Genomic DNA, 17,220 nt, shown 5'->3' with positions numbered 1-17,220 from the left:
AATAAAAAATACTGCAAAAGGAGAAACAGAAAATGGCTGAAATAAAAGTTATCACTATCGGCAGACATTATTGCGCAGGCGGTTCGACTATCGGTAAGCTTGTGGCTGAAAAGCTTGGTATCCCATGCTATGACAGAGAGATAATCGACATGGCGGCACAAAAAAGTGGCATTGCAATGAGCGAGATACAAAAATACGAGGAAGCCGCTCTGAGCATTCTCAAAACACCGATAAATCTGTTTTCAAAGGAGAAAGAGTATCCTATAACAGAGAAGATATTCGCCGCTGAAACAGAGGTAATAATGGAGCTTGTTTCAAAGGGAAACTGCGTTATCGTGGGCAGATGTGCAGATTTTATACTGAAAAACAAAGTCAAGACGCTGAATGTCTTCATTAATGCAAGCTTTGAGAAGCGTCAGGAGTGCGCAATTGAGAAGCACAACATCTCCGAGGACGAGGTGGAAGCAAGGCTCAAAAAGTATGACAAAAAACGTGCCGACTATTACAACTCCAACACCAACAAAAAGTGGGGAGATATTTCAAGCTATGATATGTGCCTTGACAGCGGTAGGCTTGGCTACGAAATGTGTGCCGAGATAATTGCTGACACTGTGAAGCTTTCAAGGGAGAAATAGGGGCAATATTTTATTGGGAGCGATAAAAAATGTCAAAGGATAAGGAAGTCAAGACTAACGCCATGCGTATTCTTGACAGAAATAAGGTAAAATACAAGGTCAACACATACGAGTGCGACGAGTTTATCGACGGCATACACATTGCAGATATGCTCGGTCAGCCATATGAAAGCTCGTTCAAGACCCTTGTAACAGTGGGAAAAAGCGGAAATTACTATGTTTTCGCTATCCCTATCGCAGAGGAGCTTGACATGAAAAAGGCGGCAAAGTCTGTGGGCGAAAAGTCGGTCGAGATGCTTCATGTGAAGGATATAAACTCTGTTACGGGCTACATTCGTGGCGGCTGTACACCTCTCGGTATGAAAAAGCAGTACATGACGGTAGTTGACAGCTCTGCGGAGCAGTTTGAGGAGATAATCATAAGCGGCGGACGTATCGGGTCGCAGATAATGCTTTCTCCGAAAGACCTTATCAAGGTCACAAGGGGTAAATTTGAGAGCATAACAATGAGTGAATAGGCAAAAAAAGAGAGCCGCTTTGGCTCTCTTTTATTTTGCATTTATGTTGATATATTCGGGCTTTGTCTTTGAGTACATTATTTTCTGGCTGGAATAAAGTCCGTAATAGCCCGAAAGCATATAGCTTACTCCGCAGGCGACCGCGAAAAGCACAAGCCCGCTTCCACCGAAAAGCTCATAGCTGAGAAGTATGGAAGCCACAGGGCAGTTCACAACGCCACAGAAAAGTGCCACAAGACCTATAGCCGCACCGAATGATGGGTCAAGCCCCAAAAAGCCTGCGGCTGTACAGCCGAAAGTTGCTCCGATAAAGAAGGTCGGGACTATCTCACCGCCCTTGAAGCCTGTATTTATAGTTATGGCGGTGAAAAGCATTTTCAGGGCAAAGGCTTCCGGGTGCGCCTTACCTTTCTCTAAAGCCGCCACGATAACGTCTACGCCTGCTCCGTTGTAATCCCTTGTACCTACAAGCAAAGTCAATGCAATGATCACAACGCCACCTACAGCTATCCTGAGATATGTGTTAGGCAGATACATCTGAAATCTTGAATGTGAAAACTCCATTACCATGCAAAGGAGTATGGATATTACCGCACAAAGAGCCGCAAGCGCCGCTATCTGGGTCACAGACACAAGGGAAAGCCTTGGTATGCCTGTTATGTTGAACTTTGTTGGCGCAAGCCTGCCAACAGCGATATTTTATATGCGATAAGAGAGGAAGCTATGCAAGGCACAAGACCCACATAGTATATAACGCCCACGCTTATTACTTCCATAGCGAAAAAAGTCGCAGTCAAAGGCGTGCCGAAAAGTGCTGCAAACACTGCGCTCATTCCGCACATTATCACAAGGCTGGAGTCTTTTTCGTCAAGCTTTAAAAACTCGCCTACCTTTGCTCCAATGCTCCCGCCAAGCTGCAAAGCCGCACCCTCACGTCCTGCCGAACCGCCCGTAAGGTGGGTGAGTACGGTGCCCAGAAAGATAAGAGGCGCCATAAGCAGCGGCACTTTGATGTTTCCACGAACAGAGCTTATGATAAGATTTGTACCGGTCTCCTCGTCCACCTTGCAGACACGATAGCTGAAAATGATAAACAGACCTGCCAACGGCATAAGATACAATGTCCAGCTATGACCCTCACGGAAGCCTGTGGCAAAGTTTACCGCCATATGGAACAGCGAGCCGACTATTCCCCCTATTACACCCACTGCGCAGGCGATAAAGACCCACTTTGCAAAGGCTATGGAGAATTTTTTCACCGTCCGCATTTTGCTTTTTATAAACTCACTGCTTATTTTCCTCACCCCTTTTTACAGAAAAACAACGGGCGACATATGCCGCCCGAAATACTTGAAATACAGCTCCACAATAATGGGACGTCGCATTTCTGTGAAACAGAAATTCAGCCGTTCCACTACAAGATAATATGCTAAATTATACCTCAGCGATTACCTCTACCTCAACGAGAACGTCCTTTGGAAGCTCTTTTGCGGCAACGCATGAACGTGCAGGCTTTGATGTGAAATACTCACCGTAAACGCCGTTGAAAGCTGCAAAATCAGACATATTCTTCAAAAAGCATACTGTCTTTACAGCCTTGCCGATAGATGTTCCTGCGGCTTCAAGAACGTTTGTGAGGTTCTTGCAAACCTGATGAGTCTGCTCCTCGATAGTTTTTGCCTCAACGTTGCCTGTTGCTGGGTTTATTGCTATCTGACCTGATGTGAAAACAAGGTTTCCTACCTTCATTGCCTGTGAATATGGACCGATTGCGTCCGGTGCGTTCTTTGTGTAAACAACTTCTGCCATTTTTATCTACTCCTGTCTTAAAATTACTTATTGACTATCTTAAAGCCTGCGGCTGTAAGAGCCTGTCTTATCTCTCTGATATGATCGAAGTTTCTTGTTTCAAGAACAAGTCTGAGCAGGCAATCTGTGATATCGCTGTCCTCGCTTGCTCTCTCGTGGTGAACAGAAACAACGTTTCCGCCAAGCTTTGAAATTATCTCTGAAACATCTCTAAGCTGACCAGGTCTGTCCTCAAGCTGGATAGTAAGAGTATCAGATCTGCCAGACTTAAGCAGACCTCTCTTGATAACTCTTGAAAGGATAGTTACGTCTATATTTCCGCCTGAAACAAGACATACAACCTTTTTGCCCTTGATGTCAGGTATCTTATTGAACATTACTGCGGCAACAGGTGTTGCGCCTGCGCCCTCTGAAACAAGCTTCTGCTTTTCGATAAGGTGGAGGATAGCTGATGATATCTCGTCATCTGAAACTGTAACAACGCCGTCAACATACTTGCTGCAATACTCGAAGGTATGCTCGCCAGGCTCTTTTACCTTGATTCCGTCTGCGATAGTGTGAACGCTTTCAAGGCACTCTATCTTGCCGTCTTTAAGTGAATTTACCATTGAAGGTGCGCCTTCAGCCTGAACGCCGTATACTCTAACGCTTGGCTTGAGCTGTTTTACAGTGAATGAAACACCTGAGATAAGTCCGCCGCCGCCAACAGGAACAACGATAACGTCTGCGTCAGCCACCTGACTCAGTATCTCCAGACCGATAGTTCCCTGACCTGCGATAACATTCTCGTCATCGAACGGGTGAATGAATGTATAGCCGTTAGCGTCACGAAGCTCGATAGCCTTTGCATAAGCGTCATCATAAACGCCAGGCACAAGACATACCTCAGCGCCATAGCCCTTTGTTGCCTCTACCTTTGAGATAGGTGCGCCGTCAGGCAGGCAGATTATAGATTTTATACCGTTTTTTGTTGCGGCAAGAGCAACGCCCTGAGCGTGGTTTCCTGCTGAGCAGGCGATAACGCCGTGTGACTTTTCCTCGTCTGAAAGCTGTGATATCTTATAATAAGCTCCTCTTACCTTGAAAGAACCTGTTACCTGAAGATTTTCTGTTTTCAGATAAACATCACAATCAGGGTTTACCTTTGGCGCATGGATACACGCTGTTGGTCTGATGACCTCTTTAAGCACGTTTGAAGCGTCAAAAACCTTATCCAATGTAAGCATAAAAACAACCTCTTTTTTCTATGTAATAAAAAAAGCCCTCGCCTGACTAGAGGCGAAGACATAATATCTCCGTGTTACCACTCTGATTGCAGACCAATGAGCCTGCCACTCATATCTCTTCCTAACGGTGAGAAACCGTATCCGCTTAACACATCTGCTTAGGCGGATCAGCTCAGAGATGATCCTGACGGCGTTATCCCTGCGGACTTTCACCAAACGTCCGCTCTCTGCGAAGTATTCGCACCGTCACCTTTCTCGTCACAGCCTTTACGATATTCAATACAATCATTATATCACCATAAATATGAATTGTCAACAGCAATAAAATGAATTTTTCTCTAAGACTTCCTAAGATATTATACAAAAATAAAAACCCACACAGGTGTGCAGGTTTTTATCAATTAAGGAAGTATAGAAAAATATATGAAGAAAACAATCATGAAGTCTTTTTAACTGTCGGTCTTTCCTTTCCGACTGTAATAATATTACCACTGCAATGTGATAGAATTATGTGCAAAGAGAGTGCATTTGCAAAAATATCACCTTTTGTTTGCATAATGCACAACGATATGACGAAGCTTCCCTGTGGTCATATCCCTGCCCTTTATATCCGCTCCGTTGTGGCTCATAAGCTCAGCGCAGACTATGCCGTCGGTACTGCACCTGAAAACCTCGTGTCCGTCACACACCACCACAAGCTTTTCACTATCAACAGATATTCCGCCTGTTCTTCCGATAACATTTTCCTCTGCGTCCTCACGCTCCACCACATAGGAAACTCGTTTCCCATGATAGCGTTCAAGCTCTTTCAAGGGCGTACCTTTATTTTTTCTGAAAAGTCCCATTTTACGCTCCTGTATCAATTATCTGCTATATTATTATCATTTCCTGCACAAAGCTGCCTTGCGGAGGCGATAACGTCAAGCGACTCGCCCACCGACTGCAAAAAGGCTGACAGCAGCCCAAGCTGGTCAACGCTCAAACCCTCGCCAAGATAATTTGCAAATGCCGCAGCCATTATATTAAGCTGCTGACCGCAGCACGATCCCCAGTTTTCCACTGATACCGCCCTTTCCTGCTCACAACGTTTCTCTGTCATAATATGCGTCAGAAGAATAATACGTTCGCATATGCAGATAATAAGGGCATATTCTGAAAGGGGTCACGCCTATGAACATCGCTCACACCATACTTGCCACAGTCGGCTCTATAATCGTCATGTTTGCCATATCAAAGCTTCTTGGCAACAAGCAGATATCACAGCTCACGCTTTTTGACTACATCAACGGCATCACCATAGGCTCTATCGCCTCGGAGATGGCTGTTTCGCAGGAAATGGACGAGCTTATCGTGCCTGTTATCGCAATGGTGCTTTACGGACTGACAGGCTTTCTGTTGTCGGTGCTTACGATGAAGTCTATCCACTGCCGGCATTTTCTTTCGGGCAAGCCTATCCTGCTTATTGAAAAAGGCAAAATATATCCCGAAAACCTTAAGACCGCCAAGCTTGATGTGAACGACCTGCTTTCAAGGGCGAGAACATCAGGCTATTTCGACATCTCGAAGATATACTACGCTATTCTGGAAACCAACGGCACTATCTCTTTCATGGAACGTGCCACAGAAGCACCTATCACTCCGAAAGACTTAGGTTATGCGAAGCAGGACGAAAAGCTCTGCACCGACCTTATCCTTGACGGCGTTATTATGGAGGACAACCTGAAATACGCAGGCAAGGAGATAAAATGGCTCACCAACGAAATAAGAAAACAAGGCTGTTCATCACCTGACAAGGTCTTTCTCTGCATAGTTGACGGAAACGACAAGGTGACAGTGTTCCCGAAAACTCAAGAGAGCAACAAGAAGATCTACTTTGACTGAACCTTCTTCAAAAACTCGTGCAGCTCCTCTGCAAGCCTGCTCACGGGCAGACCAACAACGTTATAAAAGTCCCCGTCTATCTTTTCCACAAGAAGTGCCCCAAGCCCCTGTATGCCGTAAGCCCCCGCCTTATCCATAGGCTCGCCGCTTTTCACATAGGCTTTTATCTCCTGGTCGGAAAGCTCTCTGAAAGTCACTGCGGTATCAACGGAAAAGCTACTGTAACGACAGCCTCTGCCAATGGTAACGCCTGTTATAACATGATGTGCCTTGCCTGACAGCATTTTTAACATTCTTATAGCGTCAGCTTCGTCCACAGGCTTACCCAAAACTTCCCCGTCGCATATTACAACAGTGTCACAGCCGATAACGACGCTCAGGTCATAGACCGAAGCGATACATCTGCATTTTATCCCTGAAAGATACTCAGGGGCAAGCTCCGGTGTAACGTCCTCTGGTATTTTTTCGTCACAATCAGAGGGGATAACCCTGAAATTCTCACACATCAATGACAGCAGTTCTTTTCTTCTTGGCGACGCTGAAGCAAGTATAACATCATAATCTATAAGCTCGCTTGAAATATTCACTGACATAAAGATCTTCCTTTACTTCTTTTACTTCTTACTCAAAAAGGCAACGCACTTATTATCCTGCGCTGCCTTAGTTTTTTATTACAACTTCATTCCGCACTCTGAGCAGAACTTAACGCCTGCCGGCTCTTTATGGCCGCACTGAGAGCAGAACACAAAACTGCTGTTTGCAGGCTCTTGCACCGGAGCTTCTGCTATCACCGGAGCAGGCTGTGGCATTGGTGCAGGCTGAGGTGCTGTTTCAGGCTGAGGCGTCAGCACTGCGGTCTGTGGGATAACAGGCTCAGGCATTGGGGCTGCTGTCTGAACAGGCTGTGCAGGCTGAGCATTTGTAGGATTTACAGGATTAGCCTGTGGCTGAGCATAAGCAGGTGAAACAGGGTGGTTATGATAGCCCTGACTGTTTTGTATAACAGGCTGTGCGCCCATTGGAACTGCACCGCCCTGAGCAGGCTGCTGATAAACAGGCTGAGCCATTTCAGGCTGTTTTGTTCCGCAGTTAGGGCAGAACGCCATATTCACTGGTATCTCGTGGCCACAGCCGGAACAAAGTTTCATTCCTCTGATGGTAAGAAGCTGTTCATTAAGATTTTTCAGTTCTTCAAGAGTTGCGTCTATCTGAGCAATAAGGTTTTTCACCTCCGGCTCTTCTATCTTGTCAGCCATTCTGAGCTTGACAAATCTGCCTATCTCGGTATACTTATCGTTTATAAAGGCAAGCTTTGCGTCTATTTGTGCCTTTACTGCATTTTCAGGTGTATTCTTAGGTGAAAAAAATCCCATTTTTATTCTCCCTTTCGGTTATAATATTTCTTCTGTATTTTGCTCTATGGTGATATTATCCTCAGGCTGAACGTCGAACGAAGTTGTTGTAGTATCAGGTGCTTCTGTAGCAGGAGCGGTGGTAACAGTGCCGTTCTCGGTCGGCTGAGTCTGTGCAGGCTCACTGTCCTTTTTGCTGTCGCCTGAAGCGTTTCCGCCCTCGTCAACTATCTCTGAATCCTTTATCTCCTTATCTATCTCGTCCTGCGACATCTGACCTCTCTTTACAGCTTTGTCATTTACAGCCGACAGACCAAGATAGCAATTCACATAATAGTGAGTAAGTATCTGATCATATGTATAGCCAGCCTCGGCATAATAGCAAGCGCCCCACTGCGACATTCCAACGCCGTGACCCCAGCCATAGGACTTGAAAGTGAACACGCCGTCCTTATAGCTTATCTCCATGGCGTTCGATTTTACATCAAAGAGGTTGCAGAGCGTGATACCTGTTATCCTAGCTTCACTGCCATCATAGGTACAGCTCGTATGACCGTCGATAGTCACTCCGCTTATATACTTTCCGCTGAAAGCAGAATCTATTTTAAACCAGTTCTTCACGTTGTCGGAAAGCTTTATATCAGTTTGGCTCTCGATACGCTCCTTGACCTCGTCTTTTGTATATGTAGCTTCAATGCCCCAATTAGGATCTTTATCGTCAAACTCGCTCTTTACACGCTGTAGATACGGGTAAAAAACGCCCCATATATCCTCGCTGGTGGTAGAATAACCTGCTGTTGAAGCAGAATAAACTGCATTTATGATGTTGCCGTTATACATAACGGTCTGACCCTCAACGGCATTTACACATCTTTCTATCTTTGAAGAATATCCGCTTTTAAGCCCCACCGTAGGTATAGCACCGATAGAATCGTTAAATCTGACCCATGTATAAGCCGCCACGGCCTGCGCCTTTATGGCTTCCTCGCCCCACTCACCGCCTATCTCGCTGTTGACTATCTGACAGAGCAGTTCATGACCATTAAGAGTGACGATATTTCCTGAGATTATATCGTTGACAGTATAATACTCATCAGCGACGCTTCTTGTATCTGTAAAGTTAGCAGGGTCGTTCTTTATATCGTAATACTCGCCCTTATCCTCAGGCATTTCCACAGTAAACTCACTGGCTGAAGCCTTTTTCTTTGTGGTCTTTGCCTGCTTTTTCTGCTGAACATAAGACATATCATACTTATCCACAGAGGACTTTTTGAACTTCACAAAGTCATAGACCTCAGTAGCGGCAGTGGTCTTAACGCTTTGAGCTTCAACGTTTTTGACCTGCACCGCAGGGGCTTTTTCTGCGCCCACGCTTTTATTATCCAGCAGCAGCTCACCGCATATACCAACGGCAGTTATGCTCATTACCGCTGCGCAGACATTTGCACATATCTTTTTTGTCATCAAATTCATCGTCAAGACACTGTCCTTACCTTCAAGCGGTCACACCGCAAAACATTCCCAATGGCAGCAAAATACTCACTGCATACCTAAATAATAGTTTATCAAATACTGAAAAAAAGTCAAGACAAAGCTAAGTTTCGTCCTGACTTTTCAGCATAATATACAATTTTATATCTGCAATATCGGCATTTTAGCCAAAAACTTCAAATATTACTTGAAGTATCTCTGACCATCAAGCTCCATGCAGAATGTGAGTGATTCAAACCAAGCCGCTGTGCTTCCGCCGCAATACTGTGGAGCGTAGTAATAAACTGCACCGTTTGAATTATCCTCGCCGTTCAGCGCTCTCTTTGCACAATCAATAGTGTTCTGAGTTGGCTTGTTTCTGCCGCTGTAATAGCCGTTTATTGCAGTGAACTGATTTGGCGCTGTAAGAACGTCGCTTATAGAGCTTCCAAATCTGCCTGTTTTCACTCTGTTGATAATAACATTTGCAACAGCGATCTTGCTCTGCTCTGAGCAGTTTCCTACCTCGCCCTGAAGAACGTAGCAAAGCATATCAAATTCTTCATCTGTATAGCTTATAACAGAACTGTTCGAGCTTGATGTTGTTGCTTTCTTTGTTTCTGTCTTTTTTGGTTCAGACTTTGTTGTCTTAGCCTTTGTTGTCGTAGTCTTTTTCGTTTCAGACTTCTTAGCTGCTGTTGTAGTTTCGGACTTCGCAGCGGAAGTTGTTGTTACTTCTGCCTTTTTAAGATAGTCCTTCATTACATATCCGCTGTAGTCGCCGTATGTAACCTTATACCAACCGTCGCTTGTTTCAGCCGTAACGATAACTTCCTCGTCTGTTGCAACGATAGCTTCTATCTCTGAGTTCTTGTCAGCCTTTTCTCTGACGTTCACGATCTCAGTTGCGACCATTGTTACGTTATTGACCTTTGTTTCTTTTGCTGCATTTCTAGTAGTTTTTGTCTTTTTTGTTGTAGTGGCTTTGGCGGAAGTTGTTGTCTCAGACTCCGCCTGTGCCATTTTATACTCGCTGATACCCGCTTTTCTCCATGTAACGGTGTTCATTGAAGTATAGGTCTCATCTCTCTCAGTTTCTGCTTCTGTCACAGAAGTGGTCTTAGTGTTGGTTATTGCAGCTTTTGTGTCCTTCTGAGCCTCGTTGTTACCGCTTGTAAGTGCAAAGATACTTACTGTACCTATCATCAGCACTGCCAGCGCACCGCTGCCCAGCATTGTTCCTACTTTCCTGACCGACGGCTTAGCTGTTCGCTTTATGCTGTCTTCAGTTTTTTTCTGCTTCATTTTAATCACATTACCCTTTCCGACCGTCTGCACGCAAACCGTCTTCACTGCCGTCCGTGAGCTTGACGTCAGCTAAAATTTATTTTACACCGATTTGGTGTAATAAGCATCAATAATCCCAGCCAAAATATTTCTTATTGTTTCCGTATACGTTTCTCCAGCATTTAGGAAAATAAATATCCTTATTTGCCTTGTCCTTATAGGAATCTATTATAAGATCCAGGTTATCGTCAGCCGTCATTTTCTTTGCCACGATCACCCACCTGAGATTTGAAGTTTCGTTTGTACAAGTTGAGAGCGATATATACTTATCGTCTGCTGTACACTCGATATCATTTGAATACCACGAACGCTTTCTCACTTCTGAGATCCAATCGTCGAACTTATAGTCGGCGTCGTCAAAATATCTGGTAGTCCAGTATTTAAAAAGCTTGCCGTCGTCCTGACTTTCACGTATTCCCGTTACAAAAGCACCCACGATAACATACTTGCAGTTGTTGTCATAGATAGTATTGAACTCGATAACAGGATATTTCTTAAGAAAATCCACTCCCTTTTTATACTCAGTAAGGTGAGTAAAAGAAGTTCCCACATATCTCATGTTATGACCATATATCGTGATATTGTCAGACTGCCCGTCCTTATTTATGGTAGACCAAGCGTCTGCATAAATGCTTCCCGATTCGTAATACTGCTTGTCTATATTCTTGTAAAGATAATATTCATTATCCTTGCCTTTAAGAACAGGGAAGTTTATATATTCATCACCAGCGGAATTTTTAAAGCCGGGGATCTTTATCCAGCCTACGACGTCCTTGTTCCTTTTCAGAAGCTTCTTAGCCCAATCCTGAACTTCTCTGTCCTTCGTTGAGGCCTCAGGGTCAGAAACATCAATATCGTCTGAGCCGTTATTCTTGCTCAGGTCAACGTTATCGCTAAAGTCAGGCTCGTAATTTACGATCTCCTGAATATAGCTCTTATCCTGCTCATCGGCTTTCAGAAAATCAGAAAGCTCATTAAGAGAAACACAGAAAAGCACGATAGAGAACATGAACACTATCTTTCTGAACACTTCTCCTGCTCCGTCGCCCTTCCACGGGATAAAATATCTTACTACTCTTACAAAAAAGTTTGTATCGTCCTTTTCGGACAGATTCATTGTTTCATTAGCCATTGACATTTATTTCAAGCCTCCGCCTTTTGTTCATACAGCTCAAGCACCATTCTCAGTGCTGCTTCTGTTGTAAGCATACGGATCTTTCTTCTGTCCAAATTCTCATATTCTTTATAAAACTCAAGCCGTCTGACTATTTCTTTCTGACGACTTCTCACTGAAACATATACAGTTCCCACAGGCTTTTCCTGAGAGCCGCCGCTTGGTCCTGCTATACCGGTAACAGCCACTGCACAATCTGCACCGAAAAGCTTCAGCGCACCCTTGCTCATCTCACTGGCTGTCTGCTCAGAATAAACAGTATACTGTTCCAGCGTTTCCTTTTTCACGTTCAGAAGCTTCATCTTTATTTCCTCCGTATAGGTGCAAGCACCGCCGAGGAACATTTCCGACGCTCCCGAAACGGAAGTGATCGTCTGGCTTATCATTCCGCCTGTACAGCTTTCCGCAGTACACAGCTTCCGACCGCTCTTTATCATATATTTTACTACACTTTTTGTAACTATGTCAATACTATCTGTAACCACTTTGTCACCTTCAGCAAATTTCATAGTAATAATCACCCCTTTTAGTTATATATTGCACATAAAAAATCGGCTCTTTTTGTCCATTTTGTTAATTCGACGATTTTCAAAAACCAATGTAAATAGCAAATTCTGTAAACAGATGTTACACTTTTGTTACCAAATTACTGATTTTTCATTATTAGCAAGCCCGTTCAACACCCTTTTAGATGCAAGAAAAGCCCTGAAAATTCGGGGCTTTTCGGCATTTTTCACCATGGAAAGACACAATATTCGGGTACAAAAAAGCGTACAATTAAGCTACAAGCTGTTACAGTTTTAACCCGTTTGTAACCTTTTCACAGACACCATGCAATGGGTGTACGCCATGAAAATACGCTATGCGTTTCTGATAAGATAAGGCTTTGTTCCCTCGATAGCTTTCTGGATATAAGGCTCCCAATCGAAAGCGTTCTGAGCGGCTTCAACGTCTGCAAGATTTGGTCTTGTCTTAGGGTGCTTTGGCGTGAAAACTGTACAGCAATCCTCATAAGGGAGGATAGAGGTATCAAAAGTATCTATCTTTCTCGCTATCTCCACTATCTCAGATTTGTCCATACCAACGCATGGTCTGAATACAGGCATACGGCAAGCGGCGTCTGTGCAGACCATTGCATACATAGTCTGGCTCGCTACCTGACCAAGGCTCTCGCCTGTGACAAGGGCTTGGATATCCTCTTTCTCGCATATCCTCTGTGCTATCTCCATCATAAGTCTTCTCATCAGGATAGTGAAAAGCTCCTCAGGGCAATTATCTCTCAGAAGCTCCTGGATCTCTGTAAAAGGCACGCAGAAGAAGTTGATGTCACCGCAGTAAGCAGTGATTATCTTGGCAAGCTTTTCAACTTTCATCTTCGCTCTGTCAGAAGTGTACGGTGGAGCTTCAAAGTGGATAGCGGATATTATCGCACCACGCTTTGCCATCATATAGCCTGCAACAGGCGAATCTATACCGCCTGAGAGAAGAAGCATTGCCTTTCCGCTTGAGCCGACAGGTATTCCGCCAGCGCCCTCGATAGAGCCTGCGTGAACATAAGCGTTGGTTTCTCTTATCTCCACTGTTACTACAACGTCAGGATCGTGAACGTCAACTTTAAGGTGTGGAAATCTTTCAAGTATCTTTCCGCCCATTTCTATACATATCTCAGGGGACTTGAATGGGAACTTCTTATCTGAACGCTTTGCGTCGACCTTGAAAGTTCTCGCAGTTTCCATTTCGTCCTCGATATAGTCAAGTGACTTTGTGAGTATCTCGTCCATATCCTTTTCCAAAACGCAGCAGCGACAGAGCTTAACGATACCGAAAATTTTCGACAGCTTTTCCACCGCCATGTCAACATCGCTGTCATCATCAAGCGGCTCAACATACAAAGTAGATTGTGCTTTTGATACGCTGAACTGTCCGCAGCTTTTAAGTCTTCTTTTTACGCTCTTTGTCATCATGCTCTCGAAGCTTGATTTGTTAAGACCTTTCAGAGCTATCTCGCCATATTTGCAGAGAATGATTTCTTTCATAAATTTTATCCTTTCTTTACGAAAACTGCACAAAAAGGTCCTCGTCAAAAACCTGTCAAAAGCGACCTTTTTCGCCGTTCCCCTTTATAAATAGTACAAAACATTTGTTTGTGTGTTTTACCTTACCTTGCACAGGTCATTCTGTGCAGACTTTATGCCCTCCATAAGAGCGTCGATATCCGCCTTTGTGGTGTCGATACTAAAGCTTATCCTGATAGTGGAGTCAAGGCTCTGCTCGGGATATCTGAACTCTTTTAGCACAGAGCTTTTTTTGCCCTTTGAGCAGGCTGAGCCGCTTGAAACATATATCTCACGCTTTTCAAGATAGTGGAGAAGCACTTCGGACTTTAACCCATTGACGGCAATGCTTGTGACATAAGGCGAGCCGCCTTTTCGTGAATTTACGAAAACATCGCCGTTTTCGTTGCACTTTTCTATGAGATAGGCTTGAATGTCAGCCGCCTTTTCAAAGTTCGCAGAAACATTCGGCGCAAGCTTTTTCACCGCCGCACCGAAACCGCATATGAGCGGCACTGACTCAGTACCCGAACGAAAGCCTTTTTCCTGTCCTCCGCCAAGCATAAAAGGCGGTATGTGAATGCCCTTTTTCACATACAGCGCACCGATGCCCTTTGGAGCGTATATTTTATGACCGCTGAGGGATATCATATCGGCATTCAGCTTTTTGGCTTTCACAGGAATTTTCATAAATCCCTGAACGCAGTCGCAATGAGTAATCACCTGGGGATATTTTTTCTTTATCATAGAAAAAGCCTTTTCCACAGGGAGTATGTAGCCGTTTTCGTTGTTCACGAGCATACAGCTAACAAGGAAAGTGTCCTCGTTCACAGCGGCAAAGATATCACGGGCGTTTATCTCGCCGTTCTCGTCAGGTGATATCCTTATGACCTCACAGCCCATATCTTCAAGCTCCTGGGCAGGATTTTTCACAGCAGGGTGTTCAACAGAGGATATGACAACACGCTTTTTACGTTTTCCGTGAGCCTTGTAAGCCCCGAAAATAGCGGTATTGTTGCTTTCAGTAGCGCCTGAAGTGAAATAGACCTCATCGGGGGTAACACCGAGAGCGTCGGCAATGATCTCACGAGCTTCAGAAACAAGAAGCTCAGCGTCAAGACCTGCTCTGTGCAGAGAAGAGGGGTTTCCGAAGACCTCCAAGCCTTTCATTACAGCCGCTTTGGCTTCATCACAGGGTTTTGTGGTGGCGGCATTATCAAGATATATCAATTATCACAAGTCCTTTCATGTTTTATCGCAATTATTTTTATTATAACATATAATTGTGAATAATGCAAATAGCGGAGCGGTATTAAGTGAGGAGTGAGGAATGGCACAGCCGAACAGAGAAAAAAGCCAATGCAAAGCAGAGAAAACACCGAGCGAAGCGATTTTGCGACAGTAGAACTTGAAGCCAAAATGTAGGGGACGGCGCCCCCGACGTCCCGTTTCGGGGAAGTTCCAAGGTATGGATTTTTTACAAAGTTGAGTGGGTGAACGAAACGGGCGAACTACCGAGGTTTGTAAGGTTATCAAGGTTTGCGTGATAACCAATTCGCCAAACCCCAAGTTCACATACAAATGCGGCACGGCATTTTCAGCCGCACCGCACAGAGCACTATTTATCGCAATTACAATTACTTCCCCATGAAGCCATTGAAAGCCTGATATAATATCCCTGCGCCTCTCCGCAAACAGGACACCTCTCAGGGGCTTGCGTGCCCTCCACGATATAACCGCAGTTCAAGCATACCCACGTTTCAGACTGGGAGGAAGAGAACAGCTTTCCCTCTTTCATAAGCTTGCCAAATGCCGCAAAACGTTTGCCGTGAACATTCTCTATCTTGGCGATATTCGTAAAGTCCTGCGCTATCTTTCCATAGCCCTCCTGCCTTGCGACCTCAGCAAACGCAGGGTAAACATCATCTGCTTCCTGTCGCTCGTTGTGGTCTGCCATACCAAGCAAGGTACACATATCCTCCGAAATATCCACAGGATAACCGCCGTCAACAAACACGCTCTCCCCTGACAGCTCTTTGAGATGCTCATAGAATATCTTTGCGTGAACTTTCTCCTGATTGGCTGTGAACTTGAACAGGTCGGCAAGCACATAAAGCTTCTGCTGTCTTGCCTTTTCCTCCGCCATTGTGTAGCGGTTTCGTGCCTGACTTTCCCCTGCAAAGGCTCTCATAAGGTTATCCTTTGTCTTTGAATTTCTGAAATCTGACATTTTTTATCCTCCTACTTTATACAGTCAGTGTTCCTGACTTGCTTTCCACAAGAATGAGTATCTGCTCCTCCTCAGCGGTCTGTGCATTTATATATACAAGCACGTTTCTGCCGTTTTCTGCCCTGCACCTGAACTCATAACACAGCTTCTCCTCCAACCCGTCGGTTGGGATAAGTGCAAGCCTGCCAGATACTATTTCAAGGCGTGGGGACACGCTCTCTTTCGCTCGGCTTTGGGATATATCCGCTTCGGGTATATCTCTGTCATAGTGGTTCACCAAAAAGCCCTTTGCGTCAAAGCCTAATATCTCACCGTCGTCCATTGCTACTGATACCTTTATAAGGTCGGTGTAACAGCACACGTCAAGGTCGTTGTAGGCGAAATTCACTGTGAGAACGTTGTCGATATTCTCATAGTAGGTGGTTTTCATGGACAGTATGCCAAGGTCATCAAGAAAATCCTCCGCTGCCTTTACTCCCTGCTCGTTTGTAAGCTCTGTGCTTTCGCTAATACGGCTTTTGAGGAAATATGAGATATATCCACCCTGCTTTGTCACCTCGCAAGCCACCGTCTTATCCTCGTTTGAAAATCTCCAGCATGGCATTTTGCCCTCTACCTCTGAGACATCTGTGAACACTGTGGAGTTCATGTTAAGCCCTAGGGAACAGCGTTCAAGGGCTTTGGTCTGTGAAACGTTCTCTGCCTCAGATGTCATGCGTGGGGTACGCTCTAGGATATTGTCTGAGAATGGGCCGTCATAAATAAGGCTTGGATAGCTTTCAAAGCTTCCCTCAAAGTCTGAGAAGCCCTCTGTCACTGTGGGCGGGTCGCTCTGCTGTGAACCTGTTTGGGTGAGGGCTATCTCACCGCTGTTCACTGAGCTTTCAAGCTCCCACATATCCTCGGAAAGTTCTTTGGAAAAGTCATAGAGCGAGGATATGTTCTCATACTCCTCGTCTGTTATCTCCTCGCCGTTCATGAGCCTCTCGCTCACTGCCATGGAGTAGTTTCCTACCTGTGAGAGAAATTTGTAGGTGTTTTCAAGCTGCAGCTCTTCTATGGGAAGCTGTGACAGAGCCGCCTTTGCCGAGGACGCTTCTCTGTAAAGCTTCACCGCAAGTGACTGGTGCATTTTCCCTGAACCTGCGTAAAGCTCCTTTTCAAGAGTGTCGCTAACGTTCTCTACTGCGTCGCACAGGTCGCCCATAGCTCTTGAATATGTGTAGCTCACACTACGCAACGCCCTTTTTTCACTGCTCATAAGTTGTATATTTCTCACCGCAAGCACACCCACGACAGCCACTGTGAAAGACACTATCCTAACTGCGTTTCGCTTTGATATATCCATTTTTTATGCTCTCCTTTTCTTTTTTCTCCATTATTATTCCAGCTAAAATGCTGATTATTCTCATTAACTGTGCCTTGCAGTGCCATTTCAGGCATATCATGATACACAAAATTTCTTTCCTAATCTTGTGTATCATGAACATCTTTATTTACTTATTATTACATATATCTCAAAAT

Annotated in this window: 17 protein-coding genes, 1 pseudogene and 1 other annotated feature; of the genes and pseudogenes, 3 read left to right on the top strand and 15 right to left on the bottom strand. The window is 44.8% G+C overall.

From position 1 onward, the window contains the following. Positions 1-32 precede the first annotated feature (32 nt). Both DW793_RS09130 and ybaK read left to right on the top strand, forming a co-directional pair. Positions 33-635, top strand: coding sequence for a cytidylate kinase-like family protein (locus DW793_RS09130; RefSeq protein WP_022287627.1), 603 nt, complete (start codon positions 33-35; stop codon positions 633-635). Between the two features lie 29 nt (positions 636-664). Then, positions 665-1,153: a Cys-tRNA(Pro) deacylase gene (gene ybaK, locus DW793_RS09125; protein WP_022287626.1), complete on the top strand. Its 489-nt coding sequence runs from the start codon at positions 665-667 to the stop codon at positions 1,151-1,153. A 30-nt stretch (positions 1,154-1,183) separates the two neighbouring features. On the opposite strand, the pseudogene DW793_RS09120 reads toward ybaK, so the two are convergent. The 5 genes and pseudogenes from DW793_RS09120 to DW793_RS09100 all read right to left on the bottom strand — a co-directional run bounded on the left by DW793_RS09120 (position 1,184) and on the right by DW793_RS09100 (position 5,287). Then, positions 1,184-2,421, bottom strand: a pseudogene (locus DW793_RS09120) (chloride channel protein). A gap of 166 nt (positions 2,422-2,587) precedes the next feature. Further along, positions 2,588-2,962, bottom strand: a complete 375-nt coding sequence (locus tag DW793_RS09115; RefSeq protein ID WP_118157729.1) for a RidA family protein — start codon at positions 2,960-2,962, stop codon at positions 2,588-2,590. 23 nt (positions 2,963-2,985) lie between these two features. After that, entirely contained in the window at positions 2,986-4,188 is a 1,203-nt protein-coding gene (gene ilvA, locus DW793_RS09110; protein WP_118157727.1) for a threonine ammonia-lyase, read from the bottom strand. Positions 4,189-4,233: 45 nt separating this feature from the next. After that, positions 4,234-4,459, bottom strand: a binding site (T-box leader). Between the two features lie 268 nt (positions 4,460-4,727). Continuing rightward, positions 4,728-5,033 carry a hypothetical protein gene (locus DW793_RS09105; protein WP_118157725.1) on the bottom strand — a complete coding sequence of 102 codons (306 nt, stop codon included), beginning with the start codon at positions 5,031-5,033 and terminating at the stop codon, positions 4,728-4,730. Positions 5,034-5,047: 14 nt separating this feature from the next. Further along, positions 5,048-5,287 (bottom strand): hypothetical protein, encoded by a 240-nt coding sequence (locus DW793_RS09100; protein ID WP_117903410.1) that lies wholly within the window; start codon positions 5,285-5,287, stop codon positions 5,048-5,050. A 71-nt stretch (positions 5,288-5,358) separates the two neighbouring features. Between DW793_RS09100 and DW793_RS09095 the strand changes: the two genes are divergently transcribed. Beyond that, positions 5,359-6,069, top strand: coding sequence for a DUF421 domain-containing protein (locus tag DW793_RS09095; protein ID WP_118157723.1), 711 nt, complete (start codon positions 5,359-5,361; stop codon positions 6,067-6,069). Here DW793_RS09095 and DW793_RS09090 read toward each other — a convergent pair. The 10 genes from DW793_RS09090 to ypeB all read right to left on the bottom strand — a co-directional run bounded on the left by DW793_RS09090 (position 6,057) and on the right by ypeB (position 17,044). Next, entirely contained in the window at positions 6,057-6,662 is a 606-nt protein-coding gene (locus DW793_RS09090) for a Maf family protein (protein WP_118157721.1), read from the bottom strand. The genes DW793_RS09095 and DW793_RS09090 overlap by 13 nt on opposite strands. 78 nt (positions 6,663-6,740) lie before the next feature. Beyond that, entirely contained in the window at positions 6,741-7,442 is a 702-nt protein-coding gene (locus tag DW793_RS09085) for a zinc-ribbon domain-containing protein (protein ID WP_118157719.1), read from the bottom strand. A gap of 18 nt (positions 7,443-7,460) precedes the next feature. Then, positions 7,461-8,894, bottom strand: coding sequence for a SpoIID/LytB domain-containing protein (locus DW793_RS09080; protein WP_118157717.1), 1,434 nt, complete (start codon positions 8,892-8,894; stop codon positions 7,461-7,463). A 201-nt stretch (positions 8,895-9,095) separates the two neighbouring features. Then, the gene (locus DW793_RS09075; RefSeq protein ID WP_117938754.1) at positions 9,096-10,196 is read right to left on the bottom strand and encodes a cell wall hydrolase; all 1,101 of its coding nucleotides are present in this window, start codon (positions 10,194-10,196) and stop codon (positions 9,096-9,098) included. Positions 10,197-10,305: 109 nt separating this feature from the next. Further along, on the bottom strand, positions 10,306-11,376 hold the full coding sequence (locus DW793_RS09070; RefSeq protein WP_118157715.1) for a class B sortase: 1,071 nt from the start codon (positions 11,374-11,376) through the stop codon (positions 10,306-10,308). A 5-nt stretch (positions 11,377-11,381) separates the two neighbouring features. Continuing rightward, entirely contained in the window at positions 11,382-11,921 is a 540-nt protein-coding gene (locus DW793_RS09065; RefSeq protein WP_117938734.1) for a CinA family protein, read from the bottom strand. Positions 11,922-12,272: 351 nt separating this feature from the next. Beyond that, positions 12,273-13,448 carry a tRNA uracil 4-sulfurtransferase ThiI gene (gene thiI, locus DW793_RS09060; RefSeq protein WP_118157713.1) on the bottom strand — a complete coding sequence of 392 codons (1,176 nt, stop codon included), beginning with the start codon at positions 13,446-13,448 and terminating at the stop codon, positions 12,273-12,275. Positions 13,449-13,565: 117 nt separating this feature from the next. Continuing rightward, complete coding sequence (locus tag DW793_RS09055) at positions 13,566-14,696, bottom strand: cysteine desulfurase family protein (RefSeq protein ID WP_118157711.1); 1,131 nt, start codon at positions 14,694-14,696, stop codon at positions 13,566-13,568. A gap of 388 nt (positions 14,697-15,084) precedes the next feature. Next, a complete protein-coding gene (gene rbr, locus DW793_RS09050; RefSeq protein ID WP_118157709.1) occupies positions 15,085-15,696 on the bottom strand; it encodes a rubrerythrin in 612 nt (203 codons plus the stop codon). Positions 15,697-15,712: 16 nt separating this feature from the next. Continuing rightward, positions 15,713-17,044 carry a germination protein YpeB gene (gene ypeB / locus DW793_RS09045; RefSeq protein ID WP_118157706.1) on the bottom strand — a complete coding sequence of 444 codons (1,332 nt, stop codon included), beginning with the start codon at positions 17,042-17,044 and terminating at the stop codon, positions 15,713-15,715. Positions 17,045-17,220: the final 176 nt, after the last annotated feature.

It is taken from the genome of Ruminococcus sp. AM31-15AC (genome assembly GCF_003462045.1).
GTDB lineage: Bacteria > Bacillota > Clostridia > Oscillospirales > Ruminococcaceae > Hominimerdicola > Hominimerdicola aceti.
This window is presented reverse-complemented; position numbering and strand designations above follow the sequence as displayed.